General features: G+C 61.3%; 15 protein-coding genes. 10 read left to right on the forward strand and 5 right to left on the reverse strand.

Annotation, left to right across the window (positions count from 1 at the left end):
* Positions 1-68: 68 nt before the first annotated feature.
* Together HW554_RS10950 and aroQ are read right to left on the reverse strand one after the other, a co-directional pair.
* The gene (locus tag HW554_RS10950) at positions 69-1,136 is read right to left on the reverse strand and encodes an aminotransferase class V-fold PLP-dependent enzyme (protein ID WP_176908627.1); all 1,068 of its coding nucleotides are present in this window, start codon (positions 1,134-1,136) and stop codon (positions 69-71) included.
* Positions 1,137-1,228: 92 nt separating this feature from the next.
* Positions 1,229-1,675, reverse strand: coding sequence for a type II 3-dehydroquinate dehydratase (aroQ, locus tag HW554_RS10955; protein ID WP_116939895.1), 447 nt, complete (start codon positions 1,673-1,675; stop codon positions 1,229-1,231).
* Positions 1,676-1,876: 201 nt separating this feature from the next.
* Between aroQ and xerD the strand changes: the two genes are divergently transcribed.
* Complete coding sequence (gene xerD, locus HW554_RS10960) at positions 1,877-2,779, forward strand: site-specific tyrosine recombinase XerD (RefSeq protein WP_176908628.1); 903 nt, start codon at positions 1,877-1,879, stop codon at positions 2,777-2,779.
* Positions 2,780-2,800: 21 nt separating this feature from the next.
* On the opposite strand, the gene HW554_RS10965 is transcribed toward xerD, so the two are convergent.
* Entirely contained in the window at positions 2,801-3,226 is a 426-nt protein-coding gene (locus HW554_RS10965) for a hypothetical protein (protein WP_176908629.1), read from the reverse strand.
* A 112-nt stretch (positions 3,227-3,338) separates the two neighbouring features.
* On the opposite strand from HW554_RS10965, the gene HW554_RS10970 reads away from it, so the two are divergent.
* From HW554_RS10970 to HW554_RS11005, 8 genes are all read left to right on the forward strand, one after another.
* Positions 3,339-5,072 carry a DUF6044 family protein gene (locus tag HW554_RS10970; protein ID WP_176908630.1) on the forward strand — a complete coding sequence of 578 codons (1,734 nt, stop codon included), beginning with the start codon at positions 3,339-3,341 and terminating at the stop codon, positions 5,070-5,072.
* A 218-nt stretch (positions 5,073-5,290) separates the two neighbouring features.
* Positions 5,291-8,251 carry an FtsK/SpoIIIE family DNA translocase gene (locus HW554_RS10975; protein WP_176908631.1) on the forward strand — a complete coding sequence of 987 codons (2,961 nt, stop codon included), beginning with the start codon at positions 5,291-5,293 and terminating at the stop codon, positions 8,249-8,251.
* A gap of 121 nt (positions 8,252-8,372) precedes the next feature.
* A complete protein-coding gene (locus HW554_RS10980; protein ID WP_176908632.1) occupies positions 8,373-9,017 on the forward strand; it encodes a LolA family protein in 645 nt (214 codons plus the stop codon).
* Positions 9,018-9,151: 134 nt separating this feature from the next.
* Complete coding sequence (locus HW554_RS10985; protein ID WP_176908633.1) at positions 9,152-10,447, forward strand: DUF2851 family protein; 1,296 nt, start codon at positions 9,152-9,154, stop codon at positions 10,445-10,447.
* A gap of 56 nt (positions 10,448-10,503) precedes the next feature.
* Complete coding sequence (locus tag HW554_RS10990) at positions 10,504-11,757, forward strand: hypothetical protein (RefSeq protein ID WP_176908634.1); 1,254 nt, start codon at positions 10,504-10,506, stop codon at positions 11,755-11,757.
* A gap of 260 nt (positions 11,758-12,017) precedes the next feature.
* The gene (locus HW554_RS10995) at positions 12,018-12,650 is read left to right on the forward strand and encodes a NeuD/PglB/VioB family sugar acetyltransferase (RefSeq protein WP_176900572.1); all 633 of its coding nucleotides are present in this window, start codon (positions 12,018-12,020) and stop codon (positions 12,648-12,650) included.
* A gap of 7 nt (positions 12,651-12,657) precedes the next feature.
* Positions 12,658-13,605 carry an oxygen-dependent tRNA uridine(34) hydroxylase TrhO gene (gene trhO / locus HW554_RS11000; RefSeq protein WP_176908635.1) on the forward strand — a complete coding sequence of 316 codons (948 nt, stop codon included), beginning with the start codon at positions 12,658-12,660 and terminating at the stop codon, positions 13,603-13,605.
* A gap of 103 nt (positions 13,606-13,708) precedes the next feature.
* On the forward strand, positions 13,709-14,581 hold the full coding sequence (locus HW554_RS11005; protein WP_176908636.1) for a nucleoside phosphorylase: 873 nt from the start codon (positions 13,709-13,711) through the stop codon (positions 14,579-14,581).
* Between the two features lie 138 nt (positions 14,582-14,719).
* On the opposite strand, the gene HW554_RS11010 is transcribed toward HW554_RS11005, so the two are convergent.
* Together HW554_RS11010 and HW554_RS11015 are read right to left on the reverse strand one after the other, a co-directional pair.
* Positions 14,720-15,019, reverse strand: a complete 300-nt coding sequence (locus tag HW554_RS11010) for a hypothetical protein (protein ID WP_176908637.1) — start codon at positions 15,017-15,019, stop codon at positions 14,720-14,722.
* A 98-nt stretch (positions 15,020-15,117) separates the two neighbouring features.
* Positions 15,118-16,146, reverse strand: coding sequence for an acyl-CoA reductase (locus HW554_RS11015; RefSeq protein WP_176908638.1), 1,029 nt, complete (start codon positions 16,144-16,146; stop codon positions 15,118-15,120).
* A gap of 197 nt (positions 16,147-16,343) precedes the next feature.
* On the opposite strand from HW554_RS11015, the gene HW554_RS11020 reads away from it, so the two are divergent.
* Positions 16,344-16,694, forward strand: a complete 351-nt coding sequence (locus tag HW554_RS11020; protein WP_176908642.1) for a 4Fe-4S binding protein — start codon at positions 16,344-16,346, stop codon at positions 16,692-16,694.
* Positions 16,695-16,911: the final 217 nt, after the last annotated feature.

The raw sequence follows: 16,911 nt of genomic DNA on the forward strand, positions 1-16,911 counted from the left end.
TGGATGGATGGGCAGCGTGAACGAATCAGCTATCTGAACGAATCTGCACCATCAGCACCAGCTGTGATTCAGGAGAACTCCTTGGCGAAGAACTGCACGAGCTGCTCGAAGGCGGCATCGGGGATGGCGGGGAAGTTGGCGATGCGCAGGCTGGTGGCTTTTAGGTCGCCGTAGCCGCTGCCGATGTACAGGTTCTGGGCAAAGGCGCGGCGCCTGACTTCCTCAATGAGGCTGGGGGCGCCCTGCAGGCCGATGACGGTATAGGAGCGGGTTTCGGGGTTGGTAATCAGCGGCCGGAGCTGGGTGGCCTGGTCGAAGTAGTCGTAGAGCTTGGTGGCCCGCCCGACAACGTGCTGGTGAGTGGTTTTGATGGGCGGGTTGTCGTGGATGGCGCGGCTTAGCAGGTAGATTCCCAGCACGTTGGGCGTGTGGGTGGTCTGGAAGTTGAGCATCTTCTCATACTGGTCGGCCAGCGAGTTGTAGTGGCCGCGCTCCTTCAGCTGGCGCACCCGCTCGATGGCCCGCGGCGAGAGCACCATCATCGAAAGGCCCGCCGGTAGCCCGAAGCACTTCTGCACCGACGCGAACCAGATGTCGCCCTTGATGTACTTGAGCTGTACTCCGCCCATCGACGAAGTGGCATCGACGGCCAGCAAAGCCTTGGGTGGCAGGCGGTTGTATAGGTTGAGGATGACGCCGTCGCGCAGCTGGGTGGTGGTGGAGGTTTCGTTCTGGGTGATGCACACCAGATCGGTCTGCTCATCGAGGCCCGGCAGCCGGTCGGTGTCGGGCACCTCATCAATCCCGAATTTGAGACCTGCCGATGCCGGGCGCAGGGCTTTGGCGGTTTCGTACCACTTCTGGCCGAAAGCACCGTTGTAGAGGTGGAAGCTTTTGGTAGGCGTGAGGCTCTGGGCCAGCACTTCCCAGCATTCGGTGGCCGAGCTGAGGAAGAAAATGGTGTAGTCCTGCGGGATGTGAAGCTTGGCTTTGAGCTCCTGCACCGTCTGGCGCATCAGCTGTACAAACTTCTCGCCCCGGTGCGGCGCCGAGAGCCAGCCCTCATCAAAGGCATCCTGTAGATACTGGCGCACCTGCGGATACACCTGCGAAGGCCCGGGATTGAACGTATACATAGCGGCGGATTGCTTGGTAAGGAAATGCAAAGGTAGGAAAGGGAATGAGGGCCAGCAGAGTAAACGCGAGATATCCGCGCCCTCTCGCTGCCTTACACCCGAAACCCCATGCGCTTGGGCCGCTGGCCGTCGAGGTAGTGCAGGGCCAGCCGGTAGCTTTCCAGCCCGAAACCACTGATGCTGCCGGCGCAGTGGCGGCCCAGCAGGCTGCGCTGCCGGAACTCCTCGCGGGCGTGCAGGTTGCTCAGATGCACCTCAATTACCGGCGAGCCGATGGCGGCCACCGCGTCGGCCAGCGCCACGCTGGTGTGCGTGAAGCCGCCGGCATTCAGCACGATGCCGTGGTAGCTGAAGCCCACTTCGTGCAGCTTATCAATGAGGCCGCCTTCGTGGTTGCTCTGGAAATACACCAGCTCGAATTGTGGGAAAGCCTCCACCAGTTCGGGCAGGTAGTCTTCGAAGGAGCGGGTGCCGTAGATGCCGGGCTCGCGCCGGCCCAGCAGGTTAAGGTTGGGACCGTTGAGCAGCAGGATTTGCATAGTGTTGGGCGTATTATAAGACTTAGGGACAAAGGAACGTCATTCTGAGCAGAGCGAAGAATCTCGCGTGCCAAAGCAAATCATACCATCAGATACACCCGTCTAGCGTCAGGAACAGCATTGCACGCGAGATTCTTCGCTCTGCTCAGAATGACGTTCCTTTGCCTTCCCTCACCCCAAAGCCTCCCCAACCGCCCGCCCATGTCGCCCTGGAATCTTGCCATTAAACAGTTCGAGGGCTACCTGCAGCTCGAAAAGTCGTTGTCGGCCAACTCGGTGGAGGCGTATGCGCGCGACGTGCATAAGCTGCGCCAGTACCTGGAGTTGGAGCGGCTGCCGGCCTCGCCCCAGCAGGTAACCACCCGGCTGCTGCGCGACTTCCTCACCTGGCTGGGCGGCATGGGCCTGGAGGCTACCTCGCAGGCCCGCACCCTGTCGGGCATCAAGGCCTTTTACCGCTTCTTGATCATGGAAGATATGCTTTCCATCGACCCCACCGACACGCTGGAAGCGCCCAAAACCGGCCGCAAGCTGCCCGACACGCTCACCTACATTGAAATCGAGCAGCTGCTGGCCGCCATCGACCTGAGTACGCCCGAAGGAACCCGCAACCGGGCCATACTGGAGGTGCTTTACAGCTCGGGGCTGCGCGTGAGCGAGCTAACCGGCCTGCGCCTGTCCAACCTCTACGCCGACCAGGGCTTTGTGCGCGTAACGGGCAAAGGCAACAAGGAGCGGCTGGTACCCATCGGCCGCGACGCGCTCAAGCACCTGGGCTTCTACCTGCAGGGCATCCGCGCCCACCTCGATATCAAGCCCGGCCACGAAGACACCGTGTTTCTCAACAAGCGGGGTACGGGGCTTTCCAGGGTGATGATTTTCCATATCATCAAGGCTGCCGCCGAAAAAGCGGGCATTGCCAAAAGCATCAGCCCGCACACCTTTCGGCACAGCTTTGCCACCCATTTGATTGAAGGCGGGGCCGATTTGCGGGCCGTGCAGGAAATGCTGGGCCACGAAAGCATTACCACCACCGAAATCTACACCCACCTCGACCGCGACTATCTGCGCCAGGTCATCACGCAGTTTCATCCGCGTAGCTGAAGTGCCCGCGGCCGGCCGCGTTTAGTGGGCCGTTTGCTGCCGGCACGATGCCAGCCAATCGTTGGCTTCCGCCAGCAGGTCGAAAATCTGAATTTCAAACTGGGTGAATAAATGGTGAGTAGGCGTGCCCAGAAAGAGGGTGGCCAGTGTGCCGCCTCGCACCACGTGGGCCACGTACTGCACGCCGGCGTGGGCCGCCGCCGGTGCCCAGCGCTGCGCCAGCCACAGCAGCGAGTCGAACCAGGGGCCTTGCAGATCGGTGTTGTCGTTGAGCAGGCAGCAGCCCGGGTGCTGGCGCAGAATGTCGAGCGCGGCCTGGGCTCCTTCGTAGGCCAGCGGCCCCGTTACGTTTCCCTGCCAGGTAACGGTGAGCTGCTTCTGCTCCGGCGAATAGCACAGCCGGCAATAATCAGGACATTCGGGGCTGGAGAGTAAACGTTCTGTCATGATAAAAGCCTAAAAAAAGCGGGAAATGTTTTAACGTGTAGTGGGCCGGTCAGGATGCCTTTTGCCGAAAAAAGGCAGCTACTTTTACGCTCCCGTTCCTGCTGCTGCCTTCATGCCTGCTCTTTTTAGCGCTATTGCTTTGCCGTTTCGCCCTCGCCACGCTCTGCTGGGTGCGGTAGTGGCGCTGCTGCTGCTGGCCCTGGCCTACGCGGCCCCCGCCGGCCGTACCTACATTCTGCTCAACGACAACCTCGACACCGAGCTGGCTACCGGCTATGCGCTGGTAGCCGAAGGCAAGGCTCTCGACTACCGGCCGGGCGTCGTGGTAGAGCGCCTGCTGAACGGGCTGCCCCGCAATGCCCTGCGGCCTGGTTTGCAACCCCTCGTAGGCCTGCAGGCCCTGCTGCCCACATTGCCCGCCTACCTGCTGCACGAGCTGCTGGTGCGTTTGGCCGGGCTGCTGAGTATGTACTGGCTGCTGCGCCGCCACCTGCTGCCTGGCTCTCGCAACGCTGCGCTGTGCGCCGGGCTGGCCCTGGCCTGGGCGGTGCTGCCGGCCTACACCACCTACGGCCTATCGGTGCTGGGGCAACCGGCGGTGGCGGTAGCCCTGCTGCAGCTGCGCCACGGCCCTGCCCGCTGGCCCTATTGGGCGGTGTTGGTGGGTTTCGGAGTGTGGTCGAGCTTGGTGCTGGCGGGGGTGTTTGTGCTGCTGGCGGGTGCAGGACTGTTGTTGTGGGAAACCTGGCGGGGCCGTTACCGGGCCGCCGGTCGCCTGCTGCTGGGGCTGTCCGTGCTGGCTGCCACGTATCTGGTGGTGGAGTACCCGCTGGTTTCGGCGCTGCTCGGCGGGCAGTTCGTGTCGCACCGGCTGGAGTTCGACTACGCCCGACTGGCTCCGGTTGGGATGGGAGTGGGGCTACTGGCCGCGGCGCGCTATTTTCTGCTGGGCCACTACCACAGCGGCCTACTGGTGTGGCTGGCCCCGCTGCTGGCCGCTGGGGCGGCCGCGTTTCTGGTGCCGGCCGGCGCGGCCCGCCACCAATTGCGGCAGTGGCTAGCTGGGGCTTTGCTGGCACTATCCGGGGCCGCGCTGTTCTGCGGTTTCTACCCGCAGCTGACAGCGGTGGGCCAGCAGGCGCTGCCGCTGCTCCGGGCTTTCAATCTTTCGCGGCTTCATTTTCTGCTGCCGCTGGTGTGGTTTGCCCTCCTGGCCTTCAGCCTGCGCCAGCTGCCGGCCGGTAGAGGCCGCTGGGCGCTGGTGGCGTTGCAGCTAGCTATCGGGCTGGGCTTCAATACCGAATGGACGCTGAATGTGTGCCGTTTGCTGGGCCGGCTGCCTGCTTCGGAGCCCACCTACGCCGCCTACGTAGCCCCCAGGCTATTTGGGCAGGCCCGGCACGCTATTGCAGTGCGCACCGGTCAGCAGCCGGCGGCCTACCGGGTGGCCTGCCTGGGCTTTCCGCCGGCCGTGGCTACGCTCAACGGGTTTTTTACCCTCGATGCCTACCTCAACAATTACCCGCTGGCTTACAAGCACGCCTTCCGGCCCCTAATAGCCGGCGAGTTGGCCAAAAGCGCGGAGTTGGCCACGTATTTCGATGCCTGGGGGAACCGTTGCTACCTGTTTTCGGCCGAGCTGGGTAAAAATTTCCGGGTGCCTGGCACGCCGGTCCGCACCGTGCAGCACTGGCAGTTCGATGCCACCGCTTTCCGCCGGCTTGGCGGGCGCTACGTGCTGTCGGCGGCTCGGCTGGCCCGGCCCAGAGCCAGCGGCCTGCGCCTGTTCGGCCAGTACGCCGCCCCAGACGCCTACTGGCACCTGTGGGTGTATGAGGTGCTATAATAAACCAGCGAGCAGGCGCATAAGCAGGCACACCGGGCGTTTGCACGTGCGGGTCGTGCGGGGTAAGTGTTCGAACTCAATGGTCTAACGCCACCCGGCGGGCTGCTTCGGTTCTATAGCGCCAAACGCCCGGGTTCGTTGTCTGCCTGTCCGGGCTTGGCTTTTCTCGCCTTTTCACCTCTTTTATACCTAGATTTGGTATCTGGCGTACTTTTCTAATGGCTAAAAATACTTACAAGCAACCGGCCGAAACCCCCACCCGCCGCGGCAACGAGCCCCGGCCCGCTGAGCCGCGGCCGGCCCGCAACCAACCTCGCCCCGCCGCTGCTGCTGATGCGCCTGCGCGCGAAAACCGGCGCAACGAGCCGAAGTCGGCGGCCGCGGCCAGGCCTAAGAAGGAGCGCACCCCGCTGAAACTGCCGGTTTTCCACTTCGGAGAACTGTTCAGCTTCATGCGCGACCGGCGCTTCCAGCTGTTTCTGGGCTTCTTCCTGCTCTTCAGCTCCATCTACCTCACTATTGCCTTCGTCTCGTTCCTGTTCACCGGCCACGCCGACCAGAGCGTGACCGAAAGCGTGGGCCGCACCGCCCTGCGCGATGCAGGCCAGGAAACCGGCAACTGGCTGGGGGTAATAGGCGCGCTGCTGGCCGAATGGTTGATTCAGGACGGCTTTGGCGTGGCCGCGTTTGCCCTGATTCCGATAGTCTTTTTCCTGGGCTATAAAATTGTGTTTCGACGCGGGGCCGTGTCGTTCAGCTACGTGTTGGCCCTGTGCCTGTTCACTACGCTCTGGCTGAGCGTGCTGCTGGGCTACGTGGTGCTTTCGCTGCAAAGCCCCGGCATCGACCCCGCGCTGGCCCATAGCCTCGACTTTCTATGCGGCGGCATAGGCTACGAAACGGCTTTCTGGCTCGACAGCCTCATTGGCTGGGGCACGGTGCTACTCTTGGCCTTCCTACTGATTTCGTTCGTGGTGTTCTTCTTCAACATTACTACCCTCAACCTGGGCAGCAGCCCCGACGAGGTGGCCGACGAAACTGAACCCGCCAACCGTCGCGCCACCAACGAGCCCGCTCCCTGGGCCGTGGACGCTCCTTCGGCCCTGGATGCCGACGACAACCCGCTGGGCCTCACGCTGCGCGATACGCGCGGTTCGCGGACCGTGGCAGCTGAGGAGCAGGAAGCCGACGACGAATTCGAAGACGACGAAGTGGCCCCCATACCACTCCGTACCGGCGCCGTGGCTTCGTCGGCGCTGGCGGCAGCCACCACAGTAGGAGGGGGGCTGGCGGCCGGCGCTTCGGCGCTGCCCCTGAGTGTGGCTCCGGTGGCTGCTGCTGTGGCAGCGGTAGTAGCACCGAAATCCAGCGGCCCCAGCTTCTCTATTGAAGTAGCCGAACCCGAGCCCGACCGCGCATCGGTGGCCCCGGCTGCGCCCCTGGCCGCCAGCGTGCCTACGCCGCTTTCACTGGCTGATTTAGCCGATGACGGTGCTCCGCTACCGGCCTCCCTGCCGTTGCCAGCCGCTGTACCGGCCGTTGCTGCCGGGCTCTCATTTGAAGTGGAAGATGCTACAGGTAAGCCCGAGCTAGACCCCTCGGCCGGACCCGATATGGCCCTTATTGCCGAGGAAGACGAGGAGGCCGAGGTGATGCCGACCGGCGAGTACGACCCGACCCTCGATTTGCCCCGCTACCAGTACCCGACTCTGGAGCTGCTCAACGACTACGGCCAAGCCAAAGCCCAGGTAACCAAGGAGGAGTTGGAGGCCAACAAGGACCGCATTGTGGAGACGCTGGGCCACTATGGCATCAACATCGCCAGCATCAAGGCCACCATCGGCCCCACCGTTACGCTCTACGAAATCGTGCCCGACGCCGGGGTGCGCATCAGCAAAATTAAGAGCCTGGAAGACGATATTGCCCTGAGCCTGGCGGCGTTGGGCATTCGTATTATCGCGCCTATTCCGGGTAAGGGTACCATTGGTATCGAGGTGCCGAACGCCAAAAAGGAGATGGTGAGCATCCGTTCGGTGTTCAATACCGACAAGTTTATTTCTACGGAAATGGACCTGCCCATTGCCTTCGGTCGCACTATTACCAATGAGGTATTCGTGGTCGATCTGGCCAAGATGCCCCACCTGCTGATGGCCGGTGCCACGGGCCAGGGCAAGTCGGTGGGCCTGAACGTGATACTGGCTTCGCTGATTTACAAGCGCCACCCCAGCCAGCTCAAGTTTGTGCTCGTCGACCCCAAAAAGGTGGAACTGAGCATTTTCAACAAGATTGAGCGCCATTTCCTGGCCAAGCTGCCCGACACCGAGGAGCCCATCATCACCGACACCAAAAAGGTGGTGAACACACTTAACTCGCTGTGCATGGAAATGGACAAGCGCTACGACTTGCTGAAGGATGCCGGCTGCCGCAACCTGAAGGAGTACAACCGCAAGTTCGTGGAGCGCCGCCTCAACCCCAAAAAGGGCCACCGCTACATGCCCTTTATTGTGCTGGTGATTGACGAGCTGGCCGACCTGATGATGACGGCCGGCAAAGAGGTGGAAACGCCCATTGCCCGACTGGCCCAGCTGGCCCGCGCCATCGGTATTCACCTGATTGTGGCCACCCAGCGCCCCTCGGTAAACGTGATTACCGGTATCATTAAGGCCAACTTCCCCTGCCGGATTTCCTTTAAGGTGACGAGCAAAATTGACTCGCGCACCATCCTCGATGCCGGCGGCGCCGACCAGCTCATCGGCCAGGGCGACATGCTGATTTCGCAGGGCTCCGACATCATCCGGGTGCAGTGCGCCTTCATCGACACGCCCGAAGTGGACCGCCTCTGCGACTTCGTAGGCGGCCAACAGGGCTACCCCGATGCCTACCACCTGCCCGAAGTGGTGGGTGAGGACGGCGGCGGCAACGGTAACATCGACGATTTCGACGCTGCCGACCGCGACAACATGTTCGAGGAAGCTGCCCGCGTTATCGTCACGCATCAGCAGGGCAGCACCTCGCTGCTGCAGCGCCGCCTCAAGCTCGGCTACAACCGCGCCGGCCGCCTGATCGACCAGCTGGAGCACGCCGGTATCGTGGGGCCGTTTGAGGGTAGCAAGGCTCGGGAGGTATTAATCCCGGATGAGTACAGTTTGGAACAGTTGTTGAATACACTGCCCAAGTAGATGGTTGTTAGAAGTGAGTTAGCGTCTTTTTTCGTCTGCTCTATTTTTAAACAAAGTCTCACTTCTCACGTCTTTGTATTCACTCCCAGCACCTGCTGAACCCAATACTTAAAACCCTGCAATGAAAAAGTACCTCGCTCTGCTCGCTCTGTCCGTTTCGTTTTCTTCCGTGGCCACTGCCCAGCAGGACCCTAAGGCAGAGAAGATTCTGGACCAGATGAGCGCGAAATACAAGGCTATGAAGGCCTTTAAAGCCACTTTCACCCAAACCCTCGAAAACGATGCGGCTAAGGTGAAGGAGAATCTGAGCGGCGACATTACGGTGAGCGGCCAGAAGTTCCGGCTGAAGATGAGTGGCCAGGAGGTCATCAACAACGGCCAGACCATGTGGACCTACATGAAGTCGGAGAACGAAGTGAACGTATCCGACTACGAGGCCGACGAGCAGGAAGTATCGCCTTCCCAGATTTATACGCTTTATAAGAAGGGCTACAAGTACAATTACGCCGGCGAAGCAAAGGAAGGCGGCGAAATGGTCGACATAATCGACCTGTCGCCCGAAGACCGCAACAACCCCGTGTACAAGGTGCGCCTGAAAGTTGGCCGCAACGATAAAGCGGTGAAAAGCTGGCAGATGTACAAGAAGAACGGCAACCGCTACACCTACCGCATCAGCAAGTTCCTGCCCAACGCGCCGGTGGACGCCACGACCTTCAACTTTGACAAGACCAAGTACAAAGGCGTAAAAGTGATTGACCTGCGCTAGTCGCTTCGCCTGTAAGCCTAACCGGCCCGCTCCTGCTGTTTCAGCAGGGACGGGTCGGTTTTTTGTTGAGCGGCTTTTAGCTACTTTGAATTCTCTTTGAGTTTTGAATGCTAATTGATTAGGCTTGATCCGCTATGCAGGAAGATTTTCTCCACTACATCTGGCAGCACCAGTACTTCGATAAAACCGACCTGCAAACCGACGACGGACAGCCCATAACCGTGCTGCATCCCGGCCACCGTAACCCCGATGCCGGTCCTGATTTCCTGCAGGCCCGTCTGCAGCTTGGCGAGGTGGAGTGGAGCGGGGCCGTGGAGATCCACCTGCGCGCCTCCGACTGGCACCGCCACCAGCACCAGACCGACCCCAAATACGACCAGGTGGTGCTGCACGTAGTGTACGCGTCCGACGTGCCGGTGCAACGCACCAATGGCTCCGAAATTCCGGTGCTGGCTTTGGCGGCGCGGCTGCCGGCCGGGGCGCTGGCCGCCTACGAGCAGCTGCGCGGCCAACCGCCCGAAACGCTGCTACCCTGCGCCCCACTGCTGCCCCAGGTATCGGAGCTGACGCGCACCATGATGCTGGGCCGGACCCTGCTGGAGCGCATGGAGCAAAAGGCCGACCGCGTAACCGAGCTGCATGAGCGGCTAGGCCAGGACTGGGAGGCTACCGCCTGGCACGCGCTGGCAGCGGCGTTTGGCTTCCAGAAAAATGCCGAGCCGCTGGCCCGCCTGGCCAAGGCGCTGCCGCTGGCACTACTGCGCCGCTACCGCGCCGATGCCCGCCAGCTGGCGGCGCTGGTGTTCGGACAGGCCGGGTTTCTGGATGAAGAAGCATTGAAAGAGCCACTGGATGAGTTCAGCCGCGACCTGCAGACCGAGTTTGGTTTTCTGCGCCACAAGCACAACCTGCACGGTACAGCGCTGGCGGCCCACGAGTGGAACTTTCTGCGGCTGCGGCCGGCTAACTTTCCGACGGTGCGGCTGATCCAGCTGGTGGCCCTGTTGCACGCCCGCCCCACGCTCTTCGACGCCCTGCTCACGGCCCGCGACGGCCGGGCGCTGGAGCAGTTTTTCCGGGCTCCGCTGCCCGACTACTGGCAGAACCACACCCGCCCCGGCCGTCCCGGCAAAGTGGCCGAGCTGGGCCGTAGTAGCGTGCACCTGCTGATAACCAACACCGTGGTGCCCCTGCGTGTTGCCTACGCCCGTTCCGTTGGCAACCCCGAGCAGGTAGAAGCGGCCCTGAGTCTACTCGACCAGCTGCCTGCCGAACGCAACCACCTCACCGACGCCTACGAAGCCGCCGGGTTCCGCCACACCTGCGCTGCCGACTCGCAGGCCCTGCTGGCCCTGCACCGCGACTATTGCGCCCCGCGCCGCTGCGTGCACTGCGGTATCGGGGCCAGCCTGCTCCGCCCGCGAAGCTAAGGTGAAGCTGTAGCGTGGAACAGCTTGTGACCTACAGCTTGTAGCTTGCGGCTCAAATGAAGATTGTTCTTGCCTTACTGCTCAATGCCGGCCTGCTGTGGCTGCTGTGGCGGTGGCTGCCCCGAGCGCGGCAACTGCCGCAGGTGGGCCGTTGGGTGCTGCCCACGCTGGCCCTAAAGCTGCTGGCCACGGCCATTACCCTGGTAGCGCTGACCGAAGACGCGGTGTACTTCCTGGACTGGAGCCGGCGCATGACCGACCAGTTGTGGCAGGCTCCCGGCCAGTGGCTGCAGATGCTGCCGACCGACGAATTCCACTGGCAGGGCGCTAAACTGGTATTTCACGGCTTCTCCAACACGCTTTTTATCGTCAAGCTGCTGTCGGTGCTGAACCTGGCAAGCTTGGGCAGCGCTGGGCTGAACGCGTTGTACCTGTCGGTGTTCAGCTTTGTGGGTAGCTGGGAGCTGGTACGGCAGCTGCGGCGGCTGTGGCCCCAGGCCATGCCGCTGGCGGCTGTGGGCGCTTTCCTGCTCTGGCCCACGGTGGTGTACTGGACATCTGGCCTGACCAAGGAAAGCCTGCTGGTGGGTAGCGGGGCGCTGGTGCTGGCCGCCGTGCTGCGGCTGGCCTACGGGCGGCCCGTAGGCCGGGCCTGGGTGGTGGCGGGGCTGCTGGCGGCTGCGCTGCTGCACTTCAAAATGCGCTACTTCTTCGCTGTGGTGCTGTTCGGGGTGTTGGCCGGGCTGGGGCTGATTCGTGTTTTCCAGGCAATGGGACTGGCCCGCAACCGTTTGGTGCAGCTGGCGCTGCTGCTGGGGCTGCTGGCCGGCGGCGGTTGGGCGGCAGGGGAGGTAAACACGCTGTTCCGCCCCAACAAGTTCACCTCCCAGCTCCAGCGCAACTACACGGCTCTGCTCCGCGTTTCCGCCGACCGGCCCCACCTGCGTTACCCCGATCTGCAGCCTACCACCGCCAGTGTGGTGCGCCATGCGCCGCTGGCTGCCCTCAACACGCTGGCGCGGCCCTGGCCCTGGGAGGGCGACTCGCTACGCTATGTGGCCGCCGGCCTCGAAAATCTGCTGCTACTGGCGCTGCTGGGCGTGGCTCTGGTAGCCGCAGTGCGGGGCCACGCCGGCCGGCTGCCCTTTGCGGTGGTAGCGGCCCTGCTGCTCTACTGCCTGCTACTGGCCGCCCTGCTGGGCCTCACCACGCCCAACCTGGGCACGCTCAGCCGCTACCGCACCACGTTCCTGCCGTTTCTGCTGTTGCTGCTGCTGCAAAACGACTACGTGCGCCGTTGGCTGAGGTGAACCAATTGGCAGTAGAAGGAACGAGTTATGCTGAGCATGTGGCGCATAGAGCCAGTGTAGGAGCGCAGGCGAAGCATCGCTACCGCAGTAATAATCCTGTCGTTTGAGATGCGCCGCAACGAAACGATAGAGATGCTTCGACTGCGGCTCAGCATGACACGCCTTTTCATTAGCAACTGGCAACTGACATCTCATCCCGTATCTTTGCTGTTTCGCACGTAACTCCTCATCGGCCGCCCCGCGGCCGTTTTTTAATACATATGGAAAACCCCGTAATCATTCTGGGAGCCCAGGCCGTCGGCACCGCCGCCCTCGACGCCTTCCAGAGCAACGATGTAGTGGTATACTGCCTGCTCGACGACGATGCCGCTCTGCAGGAAACTGAGCTCAATGATGTACCCGTAATGGGCAACACCGATGATAAGGAGCTACTCAAGCTTTTGGGTAAGAAGTGCGAGGTATTTGTGGCCACCGAAGACACGGCCAGCCGTCGTAGCCTTACCAACATGCTACGCGAAGAATACAGCGTAGCGCCCGTCAACGCCATTCATGCGCGGGCCAGCGTATCGGCTCATGCCTGGCTGGGCCACGGCAACCTCGTGGGTGCCAACGCCGTGGTAACCGGCACCGCCCGCCTCGGCGACGGCTGCATTCTGGGTGCCAACGCTGTCGTCGATGTAAAGGCCGAAGTGGGCGACTACGCCCAGCTGGGGGCTGGGGCCATTCTCAACGCCGGCGTAACGGTGGGCGAGCAAGCCTTCATCGGGGCCGGTGCGGTGATTGTAGCCGGCGTTAAAATCGGGGCCAAAGCCCGCGTGGGGGCCGGCTCGGTCGTGGTGGCCGATGTGGCCGCGGGCCAGACGGTGTTCGGTAATCCGGCCCAGAAAGTTTAAGTAAGAAATGGATTACCTCGTTCTGCTCTATTACTGCTACACGCCGCTGGAGAATCCCGAGCAGTTTCGGGAGGAGCACCACCGGCTGTGCCTGCAGCTGAACCTGCTGGGCCGCATCATTGTGGCCCCCGAAGGTCTTAACGGCACCGTTTCGGGCCGTCGGGAAGATTGTGCGGAGTACATGCGGCTGGTGAAGGCCGACCCGCGTTTTGCATCTCTCGAATTCAAGGTGGAAGAAGCCCCGGAGCACACGTTTCGGAAGCTGCATGTGCGCGTGAAGCCCGAAATCGTGCACGTGGGCCTGCCCGCCATCCGGCCCTACGAGCGCACCGGCATCCATCTCTCGCCCGAGCAGTTCCGCGACCTGAAAGACCAGCCCGACGTGGTGGTGCTCGATGTGCGCTCCGATTACGAGCACCGCCTTGGCCGCTTCAAAAACGCTGTGACGCTCGATATCGAGAACTTCCGCGAGTTTCCGGAAAAGGTGGCCGAGCTGGCGCAGTACAAGGATAAGAAAATCCTGACTTACTGCACTGGCGGTATTAAGTGCGAGAAGGCCAGTGCCTTCCTGCTCGACCAGGGCTTCGACAACGTGTACCAGCTCCACGGCGGCATCATCAAGTACGGCCTGGAGGCCGGCGGCGAAGATTTTGAGGGCAAATGCTACGTATTCGATGGCCGCGTGGCCGTCGACGTGAACACCGTAAACCCCAGCATCGTCAGCCAGTGCCAGCACTGCCACACGCCTTCCGACCGCATGGTAAACTGTGCCAACCCGGAATGCAACGCCCACGTGCCGCTCTGCGAGGCCTGCGCCGAACAGATGGCCGGCGCCTGCTCGCCCACCTGCCAGCAGCACCCTGCCAAACGCCCCTACGATGGCACCGGCACTTACCCCAAACTCAGCAACCACTACAGCCCCGAACAGGGCCTTGTCTCTTATAAAAGAAGTTGAGAAGGTCAGGCAGAACCTCATGCTGAGCGAAGCCGAAGCATAAGGTTCTGCCTGACCTTCTCAACTCTTTTTATACACTTCTCAATCTAAAAAACTCCCGCTCATGCCCATCGCCGATTCAGAATTCATCCTCAATAAAGACGGTAGCGTTTATCACCTCAACCTGCTGCCCGATCATATTTCTGACACTATTATTACTGTTGGCGACCCCGAGCGGGTGCCGAGTGTAAGTGAGCATTTCGATTCCATCGAAACCAAGATTCATAAGCGCGAATTCGTGACCCATGTGGGGTATTACAAGGGCAAGCGGATGGCGGTTATCAGTACCGGCATGGGTACCGATAATATTGATATTCTGATGAATGAGCTCGATGCGCTGGTTAACATCGACTTCGTGACCCGCGAGGTACGGCCCCAGGCCGAGCACATCAGCCTGCGTATTGTGCGGGTGGGCACCAGCGGCTCGCTGCAGGCCGATGTGCCGGTGGGCTCGTTGCTGGCCTCCGAGCACGCCGTGGGCCTCGATTCGCTTATGCAGTTTTACCCGCTGGTAGAAACCGGTCTGGAAATAGAAGTGGCCCAGGGCATTCAGCAGGCCCTGCAGCTGCCCTACCGCCCGTACTGCGTGCGCGGCTCCGACCTGCTGCGCGAGCAGATCGGCCACGACATGATCATGGGCAACACGCTTACCTGCCCCGGTTTCTACGGTCCTCAGGGTCGGGTGCTGCGCCTCGATCTGCGCCTGCCCCACCTCATTGAGGCCTATCAGAATTACCGCTACCAGAGCGCCGAGGGCGAATTCCGGCTCACTAACTTCGAGATGGAAACTGCCGGCTACTACTCGCTGGGCCGCATGCTGGGCCACGAGGTGCTCTCGCTCAACGCCATCGTGGCCAACCGCGCCACCGGCGAGTTTGCCACCAACTCCGATCAGATTGTAGGCGACTTGATCCAGAAAACCCTGGACCGCCTCTAAGCAGGACGGATGACAGCCTAGGCGACACGTACAGGTATTGTGCAATTAGATAACGGCCCAACGCAAAGCCCACCCAAACTGTATCTGTTGGGTGGGCTTTGCGTTGGGCTGTCAGGTTATTCAGAGAGCTGGATAGGTTTAGCAAAAATCGAAACCCAGCACGCAACGCAGGGGCAGGAAATTACCAGCCTTGAGCGTCAGGTGGTCGGCGTCATTGGCCCAGATAGTGGTTTGTACCCGCTTAACGGCCCCGTCGGCGGTGCGGAAATAGATATTGACCTTGCCGTGGTGGGCGTTGCCCAACGTGGTGGCCCGCTCGGCATGGTGGCGTCGGCTTTGCCGGTCGGCAGCGGTGGTCAGCACGTCCTGGGCGGCGAACCGGTACTCACGCAAAGACTCTTTGGCAACGGTTTGGGGGACTTGGGCTAGCGTAAGCATGGCGCAGAGATTGGTTTAAGGTGAGCCTAATCTACCTCCATACTTATTAAAATACAATTAAAACAAAATTTTTAATATCGATTTAACGGCTTGGGCTCTCAGTCCAGGCCCGCCAGAAAAGCCATAGTGTCTACGCCGTCGGCATAGTCGGCCAGGGCGGGGTGCTGGGCCTGCCCGAAGGCGAAGGAGCCCGGGTACTGCCCGCCGCCCGATACGAGGCACTGGGTTTGAGGGGCTGCATCGGTGAGCTGGTCGACCAGGTCCACTTCTGTGGTGTAAGTGCTGTAATGCAACACCGAAATGGGCGATACGAGCCGGGCGCTTTCGGTGAGCAGCAGGAAGCCCGAGTCGAGGTGAGGCACGGCATTCACAAGCAGGATGCTCTTGTTGTAGTCGTAGTTGTTCTGGTAGCGGTTGTGCTGCAGCACGTGCTGCCAGGGCTGCAGCGCATCGAGCAGCAGCGGAAAATTGTAGCCGGTGGGCGCGTATACCTTGCTCACGTTGCGGCAGCCCAGGCCATAGTAGCGGAAAATGTCTTCGCCCAGCAAACCTAGCTCGTGGGGTGTTTCGCGGCCCGTGAGCACGGCTAGGCTGGTGCGGTTGCGCCGGATAATGTGGGGCTTCTTGCCGAAATAATACTCGAAGTAGCGGGCCGTGTTGTCGGAGCCGGTGGCAATGAAGGCATCGGCGGCATTAAGGCGCTCGGCAAGCTGCACAGCATCAATGAAGCGGGGCTCGATGGTGGTCAGCTCATTGAGCACCCAGCGCATGAGTAGCGTATCGTCGGAGCTGAGCTTGGCCAGCAGGTGGTGGCCACTGAGCAGCACGCACAGCGCGTCGTGGAAGCCCACCAGCGGAATGTTGCCGGCCATTACCACGCCTACCAGTCGGGGGGCTGGGTTGGGCTCGGAGCGGTAGCGGGCGGCCCAGTGGCGCAGGGGCTCCTCGCGCAGCATATCGGCTATGCCTTCGAGGGCACCCCGTACGTTAGGCGCGTCAAACCAGGGGTTATTATTGCGGGCCCGGATAAAAAGTTCGGTCAGCTCTTCGGCCTGGGCCGGGGAAAGTAAAGCGGTGAGGCGCTGGCCCAGGGCCACAAAAGCGGCAAGGCGGTCGGCGTGCGTCATGTAAAGGCAGAGCTGAAAGAGCAGGAGAGAAGGAAAAAAGGCCGGCAAGTGCGAAAAACAATATCGGCGGCCCGAAATTACATAGCATATATCAAGGGGTGTACGGGTAATCCCTACTTTTGCCTTTGCGTATCCTGTCTTCGACCGCTTACGTACCTTACCTACCCGATTTTCTCTCCCTAACGATTCCCGAGGCTATGGCCATCATGATAACCGACGAGTGCATCAACTGTGGTGCCTGCGAACCGGAATGCCCCAACACCGCTATTTACGAGGGCGGCGCCGCCTGGCGCTGGGCCGACGGCACCACGTTGAAAGACGTGCAGCTCGACGGCGGCCAGACCGTAGCGGGCGTGGCGCCCCAAACCCCGGTTTCCGACGAGTACTACTACATCGTATCGGATAAGTGCACCGAGTGCGTAGGCTTCCACGAAGAGCCGCAGTGTGCCGCCGTCTGCCCTGTTGATTGCTGCGTAGACGACCCCGACTACCGCGAATCGCAGGAAAAGCTGCTGGCTAAGCAGCAGTGGCTCCATAAGGTGGCCTAAAAAGAGTTTGTGCTTAGCACAGAATCAACCGAAGCGCAAAGCCCCTGACACCAGCACGGATGTCAGGGGCTTTGCGCTTCGGTTGATTCTGTGGCTCTGAAAGGGACGAATGAGCGTAGCTGTCGTCCGGGTTTTTCAGCCTCATATGCGCGGCCTAGAGCGGTTCTTGGGTTGGTGTATGGTTTTAGATTTGTCTTCTGGCCGTGAAAGCGTATTT

The organism is Hymenobacter lapidiphilus (assembly GCF_013377885.1).
GTDB lineage: Bacteria > Bacteroidota > Bacteroidia > Cytophagales > Hymenobacteraceae > Hymenobacter > Hymenobacter lapidiphilus.